This window comes from Sphingobacterium sp. UBA7625, from assembly GCF_002484085.1.
GTDB classification, from domain to species: Bacteria; Bacteroidota; Bacteroidia; order Sphingobacteriales; family Sphingobacteriaceae; genus Sphingobacterium; species Sphingobacterium athyrii.
The window spans coordinates 25,737-40,248 of sequence record NZ_DLJD01000059.1; the positions used below are offsets into that span (position 1 = coordinate 25,737).

Here is a 14,512-nt window from a genome sequence, read left to right on the forward strand (position 1 = left end):
TTTAAAAGTATTAAAAATGAAAGTTACTCTAAATAAATTCGTGGCACTTTTTTGTGCCCTAACAATATTAACGTCATCTTGTCAAAAAGATAAACAGGAATATAGTGTAGATTCAGGTAAAGGCAACGTAAAGCTTAAAGTTGGGGGGACAAGTTTTACTCGATTAGCAGATAATGTTTCCTCAAAGGCGTCGAATGGAATAAGGTCGACATCATCCGCTGTAGTTCAGTCTCAGGAAGTTTCATTTAATGATGAATATAAAGTCATTGCGACTTTAATTCCTGTGGGAACGAGCCAACAGGCATCGAAGGGGGCATTGCGTGCGGAGTCTGTATCGAACGGAGCTGTAACACAGCCTCTGGAAAAGGGGATAAAATATACTGTCGAAGTGTTTGAGAAAGGTAATCTGAACAATTTCCGTCAAGTAAAATTTTTCACACACGGGGTTGATGATTCAGATATTTCTTTCGATTTACCTTCAGGGGAGTATACATTAGTTGCGTACGGCGGCGACAGGGGAAAGGCATTGCTGGATTATAATAACGAAAATTTTTTCAGATGGCAAAAAGATATTAAGATCTCTGAAGGTGAAAACCTTAATCTGAATATTGTTTTCCAAAATACATTTGCTTCAGCTAATATTACACTAAATGCAGAGAACATAGGGACTATACAAAGCATTGGAAGTCTTAATGTAACGCCTACATATTTTTCTATTGGATATAATGTAAATTATCTTACGGGCTTGGTCAAATATGAAGGTCCGGGGCGCTCGGTAAATATTTTTAGCGGGATGAAACCATCAAGCTCGGTTTGGACCAGTGATCCGCTAGTTTTAAAATCTGGGCCTAATAAAGCTGAAATCAGCCTTTATAATGTTGTCATAAACGGAATTGAGGGCCATATTCACTTATCTAATTTGACTATCGAAGACGGTGTGAAATATGATATTCAGCTTAAATTGGGATCTAAAACGGAGAAGACTTTTAAAATAGCTGGACTGGAATTTGCTGAAAAAAATCTAAATTATGATTGGGATAGTAATACATATTCTTTTAACGAAGGCACATTGTACAGAGGGGGACATTTTTTTCCAAATTATGTTAAACCTAAAGCTAGAGGGTCAAATACCAATAATAAACCAGATCCAGTTGTGAATGGTGCTAATGGAGACCCTTGTGAGTTAGTCCAACCTTTAAACACCTGGAGACTTCCTACAAAAAACGAAATGGAGATATTATTAGCTAGTAACAAGACGATATTAAGTAATTTTAGTTATTTCCCACCAAGTGCCAGCTCAAAAGAAAGGGAAGGTGTCTTCTTTGGTACTGAATCGCATCCCGCTGATCGTTACAAATTTCTTTTTTTATCATTACAAAATTATTATACCAATTCAGCAAGTACTTCTGAGACACCAGGTTATGCCGGAAGATATTTATTAAAAAATGGCGCTAATGAATTTGCTCAATTAGCTTTGTCTTTATACAAATCTGAAGGTATTATTTCTGCGACTGGAGAACCGCGCATAATAAATCAGGTTCCAGAAGACATGGCGCTCTCGGTTCGCTGCGTAAAAAAATAATAACAGATATCGGTTAAACTGATCAGCTATTCGAAATAGCATATACTTATTTAAAGATCAAGAATGTTAAAAGGGGGAAAGGACAGCGCTTGATCTTGTGATAATGAAAAGCGGATAAAATTATTGTTATCCGCTTTTTTTTGTAAAAATGTTTAGATATTTCCAATCAAAGTGAAGCTGTTATATTGATTTATGTTAATGCAACTGTATTGCTGTCGAAAATCCCCCGCTGTTTAAAAAAAGGGATAATTTTACAGTCCATACACAGATTAAACAGATACAAGGTGATGGCATTTTATATACTGTACTGATCAAACGGACGCTGAACTATTTTCCTGAAACCATGATAAACTTGACTCGACAAAGGCTATAATTATCGCTGAGGTGGAGCATAAGGATCTGGGGCCAGCATGTAAAGTCAATTCATTCCCATTAACTTAATGTAATAAAGCGTATAAATGATAAAATCATCTCCGAATACACTGCCCCTAAAATGGTTAAGCACTATTTGGTGGCATTATATCCGGAGAGTGACTCTTGTGCTGTAGTTGCGCTTATTTGCGCACGGCCATTCGAATATCTACAGCGTGCAGTTAACTTTTTTGGTACCCCTTCCTTTTCCAACGACTATCGTTTTGCCATCCACTTTCTGTGTGACATTGACAGTATTGTTCCCGGTTTCATTCCAGATGACTTTATTGAATTTAAGCCCATTTTTTAATTTCATCTGAACTAATTTTCCTTGACTCGTCTTACTGGCGAGAATTTGTACTTCACCGGTTTTGGAAATTAAAATGGATAATGAAGGATTTGATTCCGAACCAAAAATATCCCAGACTTCAGGGACTGCCCAGGTGCCATGCTCTGAACCATCCACAAACTGAATGTTGCGCACTGTACCCAGAGAAGGATTTGTTTGAAACTGAATCTGATCCTCCTTCTTGTTGCCAAAAATAAATTGGCCATTTACTTCCATATTGAAGGCATTATCCAAATTTGTAATGTCAAATACAAAACCATAATTAGACTGTGGTGCATTAAATGACTTATTCAAATATTGATTGTTTTCAATAAAAGTGCCATTCTCAAGCTCAATGCCGATCTTTTTCTTCCCATTAATAATCTTCTCTGTTCGCTCGTATTTCCAATTCATCGCTTCCGAAGTCACATCTTGCGTACAAGTCTTGAATGTTAGTTTCAGGTTGTATTTGTGACCCGGTGTGACTTTGATATCCTTGATAATGAGATCTTTCTTCGTTTCGCCATCAATGGTTACACTACCGATGTTAACAGTACCTGTAGATGTACCCTCGTGGATGAGGATCGTAGGCTCACTTTCAACAGTGCGCAAACCATTTCCTAAAGATGGAAAGATAATTACCGCTCCATCAGGATGAATTCCATTATAATTGATCTGGTCATCTCCTTCTTTTAGCCTAACGTCTGCACTGCCATGTGTAGGTTTTAAAATCGAGGATCCAATATTTGTAATAGACCCCGTGACGCTCTTATCCATATCTAGTGTAGTAGTGATCTGGCTGAATAAATGTTTCATCACTACACCAAGTTTATTTTCTCCGGCCTTAACCGTTAGCGTTTTTGTGTAATACATTAAATCTGCATTCACAGCTTTTAAGATCGCATCATCAATGTTGCCCGAATTGTTGATCTTAGGAAGATCAGTTTTACTGTTTACTGAATATGCGATAAATGTATAGGTTTTGTTGGCCTGCAAGGGTATTCCCGCAGTAGTGGATTCATTTCCGTACGCATAGTCTTTTTCCGTAACAAAAGTGCCGCCTTCATCATATACAACCAGCTTGTATCTGATATCTTTACCTAGTTCATTTTCTTCCGTCTTGGATGTCGCCTTAGTTCCTGTGGATGCTTTTAAGTTGCTTTGTGCATCGGTGGCTGTACTTTCTTCCGAAAAATTCACCTCTACCAATTGTTTGTTTTCTAGGGCAATCACATAGGTTTCGGCTGCCTGATTCCTGTTGGTAGATCCAGAATTTTTTGCACTTGATCTATTCGCGATATTGTTATCATCCTCGCTTTTAGCGACCTGAACTGAGCCCACTTTTAGTATCGCATCCCCCGTGTTGCTGACCTGGGTAGTTTCTTTACTACATGCCGTAATCAAGAAAATAGCGCAGATAAGTATTGAAATTTTTGTTATGGAAAGAAATATTGTTTTTTTCATCTTTTTGGTTTTAATCTTTATTAAAAATTACCAGTCAATCGTTCTACTGTCATCTTGATCCAGTGACCAAGAGTCCTTGACATGACCATTGCTGTCTTCGGGGTGCGCTGTTGCCGATCCTGCAGCGATGCCTTGTTCGAGTGCAATCGTTATCAGCTCTATTTTTGGGCTTTCATAACGATTCTTCAATTTTTTTGTTTTCATAGTTCTATTTTGTTTCTTATTTAATTCCTGTATATTTTCTCGAAATAACCCATAAGCCCTTGACGAAAATTAGATCAGTATAATTTTTATAGTCGATATGGAGCTTTATTTTGTAAATAATTTGACGCAATATTATGTATATTAATCTTTCTTGCGTTTAAATTTCTTTGGAAGATGTTTTTTTGTAGAATGTAAGCTACAGATTTTTGTGCGGGAAATAATTTTATGTATAGTGTAAAGAGAGGTGGTCGTTGTAATAGATCTTGGAAATAGAGTTTATATTGCAGATCGGGATGGCAAGCAGAAATTAGATCTCCTTTTAACATAAAAGAATAGTAATTTGAGCCTTCTTACTGGAAGAAAATCAATTTAACCTTTGTAAGTGCAATAATCAATGGAATTAATAGTAGCTTAATGCTAAGTTAACCTTGTTTAGGTTAATTTTGAGAGCTGAAAGTTTACGGTATTGAAGTAAAATAAGCTTACTGATTTGCTAAATCGAAATGCGCATCATCGACACGCTCCGACACATGCGCTGGAAATTGACAACCTGGAAAAGTGTGTGGTAAGCATGCTGCCCAAACAGCAACAACAAGTCTAGCTGCTGAGCCGGGAAGTGGGATCATATGGCAAATAATCCGAATCTGATTCAAAACTCTGGTTATTAACTGTTTCTTTAGGGAAATAATAGATTATAAATGAAAAAAATACTGCTGTCTTTGCTTCTCTGTTATGCCGCTGTTGCTGGAGCGCAAATCGACCGTGTGAATGTATTCTTAGGATCTTCTGGCGACCACGGTCAGCTTTCACCAGCGGCGTCTTCGCCTTTTCACCAACTGAGTATTGTGCCCTATACCAATCCTACAACGCATACAGGATACGAGTATCTGGCCAAGGAAATTAAAGGCTTTACCCACAACCGCCTCGAGGGGGTGGGCTGTATGGGGAGCGGAGGACTGATCCTGATTAGGCCCTTTTTAGAAAATGACACGAAGCTTTTGAATAAAGTTGATGAGCAGGCAAGTCCGGGTTATTATGCGGTGAATACAGCAGAAGGCATTCAGGTCGAAGTGGCTGTGGACGATGACTTCGGTAAGGAGCAATTTGCCTTTCCAGTCGGAAAAAAAGGTTTTTTTATCGATCTCGGGCATGCTTTCAATGGGGCTTTTGTTGATAATGAATTCACAGAGACAGGTAACCTCTTTTTGGGTAAAGTGCGTGCCAAAACTACCTGTCATGTTGGTATATATACCATTTATTATGCACTGGAAATTCCTAAAGCCAGTAGATGGCGAAAAGAAGGAAATAAGATCTGGGTAGACCTGAAAGAGGAGACTAAGATAGCGGACATTAATATCGCTTTTTCTGCTGTGAGCCAATATGACGCAAAAAAGAAAGTGACTGAATATGCTAAGTTAGATTTTGAGACCGTAAAGAAAAGGGCTGCTGATCGCTGGAAAAGTTCCCTTTCAGCGCTGCAAGTAAAGGGCGATTCGGATAAAGTAAATCTGTTCTATTCCTTGCTATATCGCAGCTTGCAATCACCCTATGTTATCAGCAATGAGCAAGGCGATTTTCGGGGAACAGACGGAAAAATACATCATTCCAAAGAAACACGTTATCACGGTTGGGCCATCTGGGACAATTATAAAACACAATTGCCGCTTCTGGAATTGCTAGATCCCAAAATGTACCAAGGTGTCGTCTCATCGATTGCAGACCTATACCGTTATGGGAAGTTTGATTTTGCGGGACCATATGAACCGGCTAATTCAGTCCGGACGGAGCATGCTGCTGTCGTCCTGCTGGATGCGGTCAGAAAAGGATATCAGGTCGATCTTCGAGGCATCAAAGACTCCTTGGTACGTGATACCACGCGCTTTGATTTTAAGAAACCGGATAAATACCTTGAGGCCTGTTATGATCTATGGGCAATGGCCAAACTTTTTCCAAAGGACAGCAAAATCTATCTGGAGCGGGCAAGATCATATCAGACAATTTGGAATAAAGATTTTAAAGATCTGACCAAACGGGATGTCGATCGTATGTCAGCGCGTGATATGTATCAGGGTACAATAAGACAATATCGCTGGAATGTGCCCTTCGATGTCGCAGGATTAAAGCAGCTCGCTGGTGGCGAAGAAGAGTTTGTAAAGCAGCTGGATGAATTTTATGATGGGTATTATTTCAATAGAGCGAATGAGCCGGATATGCAATCGCTGACCTTGTATAATGCAAGTAAGACACCTTGGCGTTATCAGGAATGGGTACATCGTATAGCGTTGGATACCACCATACAATATTATTTCAACGACAATAGCCGCGGCATCGGAGCACATATCGATCGTATCTATAAAAATGAACCAAAAGCGTTTATACGGACGATGGACGATGATGCCGGCGCGATGTCAAGCTGGTGGGTGCTTTCCGCCATCGGACTGCAGCAACCCTTGATAGGTGAGCCTATTTTCTATATTAGTGTGCCTTTTTTCGATCAGATTACTTTACAAAACGGTATAAACCCGCTTGTCATTGAGGTGCCGAATGCAAGTGACAAAAGGCGTTATATCAAATCAATCCAACTGAACGGTAAGGATTTGGGACGTTTATGGATAACACACGATGAACTCAGAAAAGGTGGGACAATCCGTATTGAATCTACGGAAAAACCTACAGATTATGGCATTGCTAATAACTGGATAAGTAATATCAACGAATAGTCGAAGTGTTCCTGGTGGAGATGCAGCTGCAGAGTCAGGATTTTTTATTTGACCGTAGGGTGAGTTATGCTTCGCGGACGATCAGTAAACTGAGAAAGAAGGGGCGCGCTGGTAATAATTATGAATTGCCTCCGGTATATTTTGTTGCGGTGCTAGGCTTTTGTTTGGATCCTGAAAATCGGGGAAAGTATTACTACAGCGGCAAGATCATGGATGAGTTTGATAATAAATTCCCCTATTATCGGGCGATGCAAGGGGAGTTACCTTTTTTATTAACCTATTATTTATGAAAAGTATTTTTTTGAAATTTCAACGATGATTTAAAATAAAGCCTGCAAATGTAAATCGGAGGCTTAGCTATAAGTTGGTTTTCCTTTAACGGGCATCACTAATTTAGTGATAAATGTTTAAATATCAAAAGTTTTGTAACGGGTTTTCTGCTTAATATTCAATATCAGCGACAGTGTATACTTGGCAGGTATGATGCCAAGCATGGGACGTCGGTCATCACCGCAGAAGTAGTCGAAGGTATGGCTAGGGATACTTTTTAACGTGCGGAATACTAAACTACCATTCTTTTTCTGTCAAAGCTTTCTTGTCAATTTTACTTGGATATTGTACAAAAGCGACTTGAAAGTTAATCGAAAAAATTTTTGCTGATATAGAAAACTGTATCTATGAAATAGAGAATTCCATTTTTTGTCAATACATTTTCGTCATGAAGATCTTCAAAAATCAGACCTAGATCATCGCTTATATAGTCATTATTACGTGTATTGCGAAAAGAGTTATATTCGAGGAAAGAACGCACCGATTGAAGATCAGTTGTTTCGTTCGCTATGACGAATTGTTGCTTTACTACAGCATAAAGCTGTTCATCAATAATTTTAAACCCCAAAAAATCGTAATTTGTAGAACTAAAGAAAAAATTGTGGATTAGTAAATTATTGAAATAATCTAACCAATATTCATAAAATATAGATGAATTGAGCTTTATAACGTTGAGGTCATCAAATTTGTAGACACGCTGTTCCGCGCCTTCACTGATAAACATCAGCTCATCTATTTCGTTTAAATAGAACAGAGAATGTTCTGCCGCGAAATCAATTAAGCATTTTTCTTCTTCACCTTTGAAATACTCTTGTTTTTCAATTCCTTCGCTTGGGCGCGCATTTTTTCTAAGGAAATTCTGGACTTGTTTGAGTTTGCTTGAACTGCCAATTGGTCCATCTCCGAGAATGATATTTTGTAGTTCATCTTTAATATTTTTCATTTATATCTAGTTCAAAGATACGAATTTATCATCAAAATTGATAACAAAACTGATCTGCTATACTCGTAGCTCAGTTACAAGCTGCTTTTTACGGGTAAGGGAGTCCGTTATGTCGATAAGCTTGTCAAAGTCTTTTTAAAGGACGGCAGCGAACAATTTGTGCTGTGCCATGTAGAGATACAGAGCAACAAGGGCAGGGGTGATTTGGCGGAGCGTATGTTTCGTTATTACTACCGGATATGGGATCGTTACAAAGTTCCTATTACGGCAATTGCCATTTTGGCCGATGAAAATGCAAGCTATCGGCCTGTGGTGTATAGCCGGGAATTTATGGGAACGACATTGCGCTACGATTTTAATAGTTATAAGATCCTCGATCAGGAAGAATCGGTCTTGCGGTCTAATGAGAATCCATTTTCTGTGATTGTCCTTACTGCTCTTTTGGCTATCAAGAACAAGAAAATAAGCGACGAAGGTCTGAAAGCAATTAAGCATGATCTTTATGACGAGATGATAAAACGGGAGATGGATAAGGATACGAGACAAGGGCTATATGATTATCATTGATTTAATTTGTTTTTAATAGGGAATGATACTGTTATGAGCATAGCTCATAACGGTTTCTTACTTACTACGTAAGTTTTGATAATGAGGAAGTTTTGAGTATATTTCCTCAATAAATTAATTTTCAAAGGCAGAGGAGAGATCGATAAATTGCTTTTTTATATGCAATTTATCTAAGTTTGAACAGGAAATAAAAACAAAAATAGGAAGGAGCGATACAATGGGCACTCAAGAATATTTATTAGATAAGGCTGAAAAAAAGGGAATTCAGAAGGGCAAGATTGAAGGCAAAATTGAAATGCTTAGGGAGCTAGGTTTTACTATTGCTGAGATCTGCCAAAAGCTCGGTCTGGCCAAGCCTGAGGTCGAGAAGTATTTCGGTGAAATAAAAAAAGCATAACGCTTAAAAGTTTATAATAATGTATTGAGAGCCATTTCCGCAAGGGAATGGCTTTTTGTTTGATCCGCCAGATGTTAACGTTTTTTAATTGGCATCCTCTAATTGCATATTCCGGTGATATGCACCCATCTGTACCCTATCTGTGCCATCTTGGTAAAAAGTTTACAAAATGTACTTTTTAATACCAGCAGAACTGAATTACCGCCATTAACTCAGCGAGGCCGTTTTCTTTCAAAGTTTTTTTACCAATTTTATTACCAGTACCTATCTGGGTACAAAGTTTACCCAGCTGCGCTCACGGTGATTCAATTTAGGTAAGAAATGTACCCTGTCTGTACCTATCTTGGTACAAAGTTTACCCAGCTGCTCATTTCTAATCAAATTACTGAACGCTCGCCTTTTCCGTAGGGATTCGAAGAGATGGCTAGGAAGAGTTTTAGAAATCTTTACTAGAGCATATAAGATCTTGCTAAAAGCTCCCATTTTCATCGGCGTTAGGATTAAACCTCAAACAAAATACTAATTTAATTAGTATTTTGTTTGACTGTTTCCTATCTTTGTACTGTTAACCGGTTAATAAATATTAGGACACAAATTATGGGCGTAAAGCAAGGGTCTAGGCCTTCCAAGAAGAGCGATGAACTTCTGAAGGCTGTTTTTGAAGATAACTTTCCTGACTTTCTGCGGTTTATGTATCCCGAAGCAGAGGTGGTCTTTGATCTGGAGCGTGGGCTGACCTTTATGGATAAAGAGTTGTTGGAGATCATTCCTGACCGTGAGCGCAAGAAAGGAAAACGTATGGCAGATCTTTTGGTCAAGGCTTTTTTGCGGGATGGCACTGAAAAATGGATTTTGGTACACACGGAAATAGAGGGCGGCAATGATCCGGGATTTTCACATCGGATATTTCAGTACCATTATCGTCTATTGGACCGATACCGCGTTCCGGTAGAGACGATAGCTGTTTTTACGGGCGATCGTAGCCAACGGCGACCTGCTATCTACGGTTATACGGTGTTCCGAACATCGTTGGAATTCCGTTATCTGAGTTATCAAATCTTCGACCATAGCGAGGATGAGCTCCTTGTTATGGATAATATTTTTGCGTATATTGTATTGGCTTGTCAAAAGTCTTTACAGGAAGATAAGGTTCCTGAGGAAGAGCTGGCTGAGCAACGCAGTTTGATTGCGCGTACATTGATACAGACGAATCGTTATAGTAAAGATCGTATAATGAGCTTTTTAGTGTTTTTAAAGAGCTTTCTTTTTATACGGGATAAAGAAATAAATAGTAAATTTGACAAGTACATTTATCAAGTGACAGGAGGCACAATTGAAATGGGAGTTATCGAAACAATAAAAAGACAGGAACGAGAAAAAGGGGTTCAGAAAGGTAAGATTGAAGGTAAGATTGAAGGCAAACGGGAAGAAGCCATTGCAATAGCATTGGAGTTTAAGAAAATGGGTTTACCTATAGTTGATATTGCTAAAGGAACAGGTCTTTCTATCGAGGAGATCGAAAAACTGTAATCAAGCATTTTAAAGTTTATAAATAATGTTGAAGCCATTTCCGCAAGGGAATGGTTTTTCTAATTTATAAAGTTTACCCAGCTGCACTCGCGGTTGGCCAATTTGGTAAGAAATGTACCACATCTGTACCTATCTTGGTAAAAAGTTTACCAAGCTTCGCTCGCTGTCGGCCAATTTGGTAAGAAATGTACCACATCTATGCCATCTTGGTAAAAAGTTTACCAAGCTTCGTTCGCGGTCTGCCAAAGTTATAATTATGTCTATAGCTTTTTTGAAATTTCACTTGTATTATAGATATGATTACAACTATTTGCCTACCCAAATTTTTAGTTGTATGCATTCACTGGCCGCAGCAAAAGAGATCTGCCTCAGTATGGTCAAAGTTGGATGGACTCTGGGATACTTTTCGGTGTTCGGAATAATTTCAGAGAGGCTTGTCAATTTGGCTGGCGGAAATATCTAATTCGTAGAACTTTAAGTTGGAATATTTACTATATTTAATAGAAGAAATAACCAAGCTTTCTCAGGAAATGTCCTTCTTCTTGAAAGCATAGTAGAATTCATCCTAATTTGTAAGTTTTTAAAAAAAAATAAGAATGCCATGAGTTTAAGTACATCAATGACAAACAGCGTTGAATACAACATTTGGGTTGCGGAGCAATTGGTCGCTTGGCTGAAAACCTACCCCCAAGAATTGTTACAAAAGGAATGTCTATCCAGTTTTAGTAGCATTGCAAAAACACTGAAACATATCAGTGATACTCAATTATACTGGTCCTCGATGATCCGCGAAACGCAAGTGCCAAGTTTTGAATACATCGCTACAACAGTGGATATTGAAAAAGAAATGGCCAACTTGGTCAATGAGGCAAAGCTTTTGGCAGCTTATGTAAAAGAAAATATCGAAGCGATGAGCGAACCCTATCTAATAGAATCCCAATGGTTTTCGTCAAACTTCCCTAAGTATGAGTACCTCCAGCATTTATTAATCCACACAACCTATCATCGCGGACAAATAGTTACTATTGGGCACAATGTGGGGGTTTTAAAAGCACCGATGTTGGATTATAATTTTTGGAACGTGATGCGGCAGCAAAAATAGCGATTAATATGCTCCGGAGCTTATTTGGAGATTGACGGAAATAATTATGAGGCTAAAAGACGTAAAAAATAAATACATTGGGCTTTGGAAAGGCAACCATCGGTTGATCCTAAGTTGGTTGCCCGATCCAAACTTTGATTCGATATCAAACTTAGTTATAAAAGCCGTTGCTAATAACAAATTTCTGATGTTTAATTATGATTGGCATCATGAGGGAGTGGCGCAAGAAGGGATGCTATTAGTGGGTAACAACAATGAACAATCCGAAGTTACAGCATCATGGATTGATTCATGGGGCATGGGTGGAAAGATCATGAACTGCTATGGTACAACGAATGAGGTGGGAGATATTTCCTTAAGGGGCACTTATGAAGTGCAGGATAATCCCGATTGGGGTTGGCGCATTGACATTCCATTACCTACCGATAATAGCCTTCAGGTGAAAATGTACAATGTCTCGCCAGATGGTGAAGAATTCTTAGCCGTCGATGCAAGTTATTCGCCTGTTTAAGGCAAAGGCATCAAAAAGTGTTTTTTAGATATAAGAGAACCTTAACGTAATTTTACCTTTGATGGCAAAAGAATTGTCTACTTGTTTTCTTTTTGGAATCAATTTGATTGTTTTGTCTAGTCGGTAAGAAGAATAAGATCAAAATAAAGTAATCTGGTGTTTAGAACATGATCTTTGGAAATTCCCATAAACTCCTTTTCCTGCTCATCTGAGCTGAAGAGTTCTATAAACCCATTTCTCTTATAGTATTTAAGAGGAGCAATGCTATTATAAGAGTCAACAACAATAAATCTACAGCCTGTTTTATTTGCACCATCAATAAACCACGATTTAATAAAGTCCATCAATTGATCACCAATAGATTTATCTTCATTATCTAAGTTCCGAAAATGCACGCTTACTCCCAATCTTCCAATCAAAACTGCCGGATAGCTCTTCATTTGTTTAGCTCTGGGAATATCAGCGTTTACTTTTTTCTTTCGGGAATTTGGTAGTGTGATTGTTTTTATGCTGTCATTTGATATTGTAAATGCAGCAACTATTTGCTTTTCATCGCTATCCAATGTAAAGCAATAACTTTTACCTAATAATTGAGAGGAATAGTTTATTACATCGTTGGCGAAGAAATCGTTTAAATCATTATTCCCACAATCAAAAGGTATTGTATTCTTTAGAATCTTCTCATCGTACACTTTTAGAGTGCACTTTTCATATAAGAAAGCCAATAGTTGGTTAATTAGATTTTAGCCTTCGCTAAGATTTTGGTTGCGATAGATAACTGTTCGGTAAACTTAACTGTTGATTTTTTTTCAATAGCAGCTTGTGCGTTACTATCGAATTTAATAGCAGCTTCTTTTTTAAGAACAGGAATGCTTTTTATTGTTATTGCCATAACTGTCTATTTTTAATTGTTTTACGATACAAAAGTAAGTAATTTTTTAAAATTTAACAAATTTAGTGCTCCAGTCATCAAGTGTGTTCTGGGAATGATATTTTTTAGCTTCTCTTTAATATCTAGGATTACAGGGACAAGCGGAATCTGTATGGCGGCTCTTTTGGTCAAGATTTATTTGCGGGATGGTACTGAAAAATGGATTTTGGTGCACACAGAAATAGAGGACGGCAATGATGCGCGGTTTTTACATCGGATATTTCAGTACCATTCAATATCAACGACAGAGTATACTTTGCAGGTATAATGCCAATCATGGGACGTCGGTCATCACTGTAGAAGTAGTCGAAGGTATGGCTAGGGATGCTTTTTAAGGTGCGCAATACTAAACTACCATTCTTTTTCTGTCAAAGCTTTCTTGTCAATTTTACTTGGATATTGTATAAAAGCGACTTGAATGTTAATCGAAAAACTTTTTACTGATATAGAAAACTGTATCTATGAAATAGAGAATTCCATCTTTTGTCAATACATTTTCGTCATGAAGATCTTCAAAAATCAGACCTAGATCATCGCTAATATAGTCATTATTACGTGTATTGCGAAAAGAGTTATATTCGAGGAAAGAACGCACTGATTGAAGATCAGTTGTTTCGTTCGCTATGACGAATTGTTGCTTTACTAAGGCATACAGCTGTTCATCAATAATTTTGAAGCCTAAAAAATCGTAGTTTGTAGAACTAAAGAAAAAATTATGAATAAGTAAACTATTGAAGTAATCTAACCAATATTCATAAAATATTGATGGATTGAGCTTTATAACGTTAAGGTCATCAAATTTGTAGACACGCTGTTCAGCTCCCTCACTAATAAACATACGCTATCTATCTCGTCTGAATAGAACAGAGAATGTTGTGTCGCGAAATCAATTAAGCATTTTTCTTCTTCACCTTTGAAATACTCTTGTTTTTCAATTCCTTCGCTTGGGTGCGCATTTTTTCTAAGGAAATGCTGGACTTGTTTGAGTTTGCTTGAACTGCCAATTGGTCCATCTCCGAGAATGATATTTTGTAGTTCATCTTTAATATTTTTCATTTATATCTAGTTCAAAGGTACGAATTTATCGTCAAAATTGATAACATCACTGATTTGCTGTACTCCTAGCTCAGTTACAAGCTGCTTTTTATTTTCAATTTTCATATCTTATCTTGATATGACGTCGGTCCTTTTGTAGCATTATAATAATGGACCAAGATAAATCAACGTAGCTTCTGTTCAATATCAGAGACAGAGTTTATTTGGAAGGAATAATGCCAATCATTGGACGCTCACCCTCCCCGTAAAAGTAGTCGAAAAGTTGACTTGGTTTAATTTGTGATATTTTTGCTAAAGCATACACTTGATAAGGATAAAAATCGGTGTCATCAGTAATGTTTCTTACCCTGCCTATGCGACTGCCATTTGAGCCAATTTCGGTTTAAAATTAGGGTTATAAAATAAAGATCCGCATGCTGTTTTAATGGGAAGCAGT

At 37.8% G+C, this 14,512-nt stretch carries 15 protein-coding genes; 8 read left to right on the forward strand and 7 right to left on the reverse strand.

The window, feature by feature from the left end; translation table 11 throughout:
- Nucleotides 1-16: 16 nt before the first annotated feature.
- Entirely contained in the window at nucleotides 17-1,582 is a 1,566-nt protein-coding gene (locus tag B4G94_RS25395; protein ID WP_286862922.1) for a hypothetical protein, read from the forward strand.
- 580 nt (nucleotides 1,583-2,162) lie between these two features.
- Here B4G94_RS25395 and B4G94_RS25400 read toward each other — a convergent pair.
- Both B4G94_RS25400 and B4G94_RS25405 read right to left on the reverse strand, forming a co-directional pair.
- A complete protein-coding gene (locus B4G94_RS25400) occupies nucleotides 2,163-3,785 on the reverse strand; it encodes a hypothetical protein (RefSeq protein ID WP_286862923.1) in 1,623 nt (540 codons plus the stop codon).
- A 27-nt stretch (nucleotides 3,786-3,812) separates the two neighbouring features.
- Nucleotides 3,813-3,989: a hypothetical protein gene (locus tag B4G94_RS25405; RefSeq protein ID WP_181390606.1), complete on the reverse strand. Its 177-nt coding sequence runs from the start codon at nucleotides 3,987-3,989 to the stop codon at nucleotides 3,813-3,815.
- Between the two features lie 698 nt (nucleotides 3,990-4,687).
- Between B4G94_RS25405 and B4G94_RS25410 the strand changes: the two genes are divergently transcribed.
- Complete coding sequence (locus B4G94_RS25410; protein ID WP_286862924.1) at nucleotides 4,688-6,709, forward strand: glycoside hydrolase domain-containing protein; 2,022 nt, start codon at nucleotides 4,688-4,690, stop codon at nucleotides 6,707-6,709.
- Between the two features lie 14 nt (nucleotides 6,710-6,723).
- Entirely contained in the window at nucleotides 6,724-6,999 is a 276-nt protein-coding gene (locus B4G94_RS25415; protein WP_286862925.1) for a PD-(D/E)XK nuclease family transposase, read from the forward strand.
- Nucleotides 7,000-7,346: 347 nt separating this feature from the next.
- On the opposite strand, the gene B4G94_RS25420 is transcribed toward B4G94_RS25415, so the two are convergent.
- Nucleotides 7,347-7,982, reverse strand: coding sequence for a hypothetical protein (locus B4G94_RS25420; protein WP_286862926.1), 636 nt, complete (start codon nucleotides 7,980-7,982; stop codon nucleotides 7,347-7,349).
- Nucleotides 7,983-8,141: 159 nt separating this feature from the next.
- Between B4G94_RS25420 and B4G94_RS25425 the strand changes: the two genes are divergently transcribed.
- The 5 genes from B4G94_RS25425 (at nucleotide 8,142) to B4G94_RS25445 (ending at nucleotide 12,089) form a co-directional block, all read left to right on the forward strand.
- Nucleotides 8,142-8,549 (forward strand): hypothetical protein, encoded by a 408-nt coding sequence (locus B4G94_RS25425; RefSeq protein WP_286862927.1) that lies wholly within the window; start codon nucleotides 8,142-8,144, stop codon nucleotides 8,547-8,549.
- Between the two features lie 217 nt (nucleotides 8,550-8,766).
- A complete protein-coding gene (locus B4G94_RS25430; RefSeq protein WP_286862928.1) occupies nucleotides 8,767-8,946 on the forward strand; it encodes a hypothetical protein in 180 nt (59 codons plus the stop codon).
- 597 nt (nucleotides 8,947-9,543) lie between these two features.
- Nucleotides 9,544-10,476: a hypothetical protein gene (locus B4G94_RS25435; protein ID WP_286862929.1), complete on the forward strand. Its 933-nt coding sequence runs from the start codon at nucleotides 9,544-9,546 to the stop codon at nucleotides 10,474-10,476.
- A gap of 601 nt (nucleotides 10,477-11,077) precedes the next feature.
- Nucleotides 11,078-11,578, forward strand: a complete 501-nt coding sequence (locus B4G94_RS25440; RefSeq protein WP_286862930.1) for a DinB family protein — start codon at nucleotides 11,078-11,080, stop codon at nucleotides 11,576-11,578.
- Nucleotides 11,579-11,624: 46 nt separating this feature from the next.
- Complete coding sequence (locus B4G94_RS25445; protein ID WP_286862931.1) at nucleotides 11,625-12,089, forward strand: DUF1579 family protein; 465 nt, start codon at nucleotides 11,625-11,627, stop codon at nucleotides 12,087-12,089.
- A gap of 116 nt (nucleotides 12,090-12,205) precedes the next feature.
- On the opposite strand, the gene B4G94_RS25450 is transcribed toward B4G94_RS25445, so the two are convergent.
- The 4 genes from B4G94_RS25450 to B4G94_RS25465 form a co-directional block, all read right to left on the reverse strand.
- Nucleotides 12,206-12,781: a GNAT family N-acetyltransferase gene (locus B4G94_RS25450; protein ID WP_286862932.1), complete on the reverse strand. Its 576-nt coding sequence runs from the start codon at nucleotides 12,779-12,781 to the stop codon at nucleotides 12,206-12,208.
- 44 nt (nucleotides 12,782-12,825) lie between these two features.
- Entirely contained in the window at nucleotides 12,826-12,981 is a 156-nt protein-coding gene (locus B4G94_RS25455; RefSeq protein ID WP_286862933.1) for a hypothetical protein, read from the reverse strand.
- A gap of 460 nt (nucleotides 12,982-13,441) precedes the next feature.
- A complete protein-coding gene (locus B4G94_RS25460; protein ID WP_286862934.1) occupies nucleotides 13,442-13,858 on the reverse strand; it encodes a hypothetical protein in 417 nt (138 codons plus the stop codon).
- Nucleotides 13,798-14,076 (reverse strand): hypothetical protein, encoded by a 279-nt coding sequence (locus B4G94_RS25465; RefSeq protein WP_286862935.1) that lies wholly within the window; start codon nucleotides 14,074-14,076, stop codon nucleotides 13,798-13,800. The genes B4G94_RS25460 and B4G94_RS25465 overlap by 61 nt, the downstream gene beginning before the upstream one ends.
- Nucleotides 14,077-14,512: the final 436 nt, after the last annotated feature.

What these genes read in the sequence shown, in the direction of transcription:
- B4G94_RS25430 (WP_286862928.1), top strand. Translation starts at nt 8,767, where the DNA reads ATGGGCACTCAAGAATATTTATTAGATAAGGCTGAAAAAAAGGGAATT.
- B4G94_RS25395 (WP_286862922.1), top strand. Translation starts at nt 17, where the DNA reads ATGAAAGTTACTCTAAATAAATTCGTGGCACTTTTTTGTGCCCTAACA.
- B4G94_RS25420 (WP_286862926.1), bottom strand. Translation starts at nt 7,982, where the DNA reads ATGAAAAATATTAAAGATGAACTACAAAATATCATTCTCGGAGATGGA.
- B4G94_RS25410 (WP_286862924.1), top strand. Translation starts at nt 4,688, where the DNA reads ATGAAAAAAATACTGCTGTCTTTGCTTCTCTGTTATGCCGCTGTTGCT.
- B4G94_RS25435 (WP_286862929.1), top strand. Translation starts at nt 9,544, where the DNA reads ATGGGCGTAAAGCAAGGGTCTAGGCCTTCCAAGAAGAGCGATGAACTT.
- B4G94_RS25440 (WP_286862930.1), top strand. Translation starts at nt 11,078, where the DNA reads ATGAGTTTAAGTACATCAATGACAAACAGCGTTGAATACAACATTTGG.
- B4G94_RS25445 (WP_286862931.1), top strand. Translation starts at nt 11,625, where the DNA reads ATGAGGCTAAAAGACGTAAAAAATAAATACATTGGGCTTTGGAAAGGC.
- B4G94_RS25455 (WP_286862933.1), bottom strand. Translation starts at nt 12,981, where the DNA reads ATGGCAATAACAATAAAAAGCATTCCTGTTCTTAAAAAAGAAGCTGCT.
- B4G94_RS25400 (WP_286862923.1), bottom strand. Translation starts at nt 3,785, where the DNA reads ATGAAAAAAACAATATTTCTTTCCATAACAAAAATTTCAATACTTATC.
- B4G94_RS25460 (WP_286862934.1), bottom strand. Translation starts at nt 13,858, where the DNA reads ATGTTTATTAGTGAGGGAGCTGAACAGCGTGTCTACAAATTTGATGAC.
- B4G94_RS25465 (WP_286862935.1), bottom strand. Translation starts at nt 14,076, where the DNA reads ATGAAAAATATTAAAGATGAACTACAAAATATCATTCTCGGAGATGGA.
- B4G94_RS25405 (WP_181390606.1), bottom strand. Translation starts at nt 3,989, where the DNA reads ATGAAAACAAAAAAATTGAAGAATCGTTATGAAAGCCCAAAAATAGAG.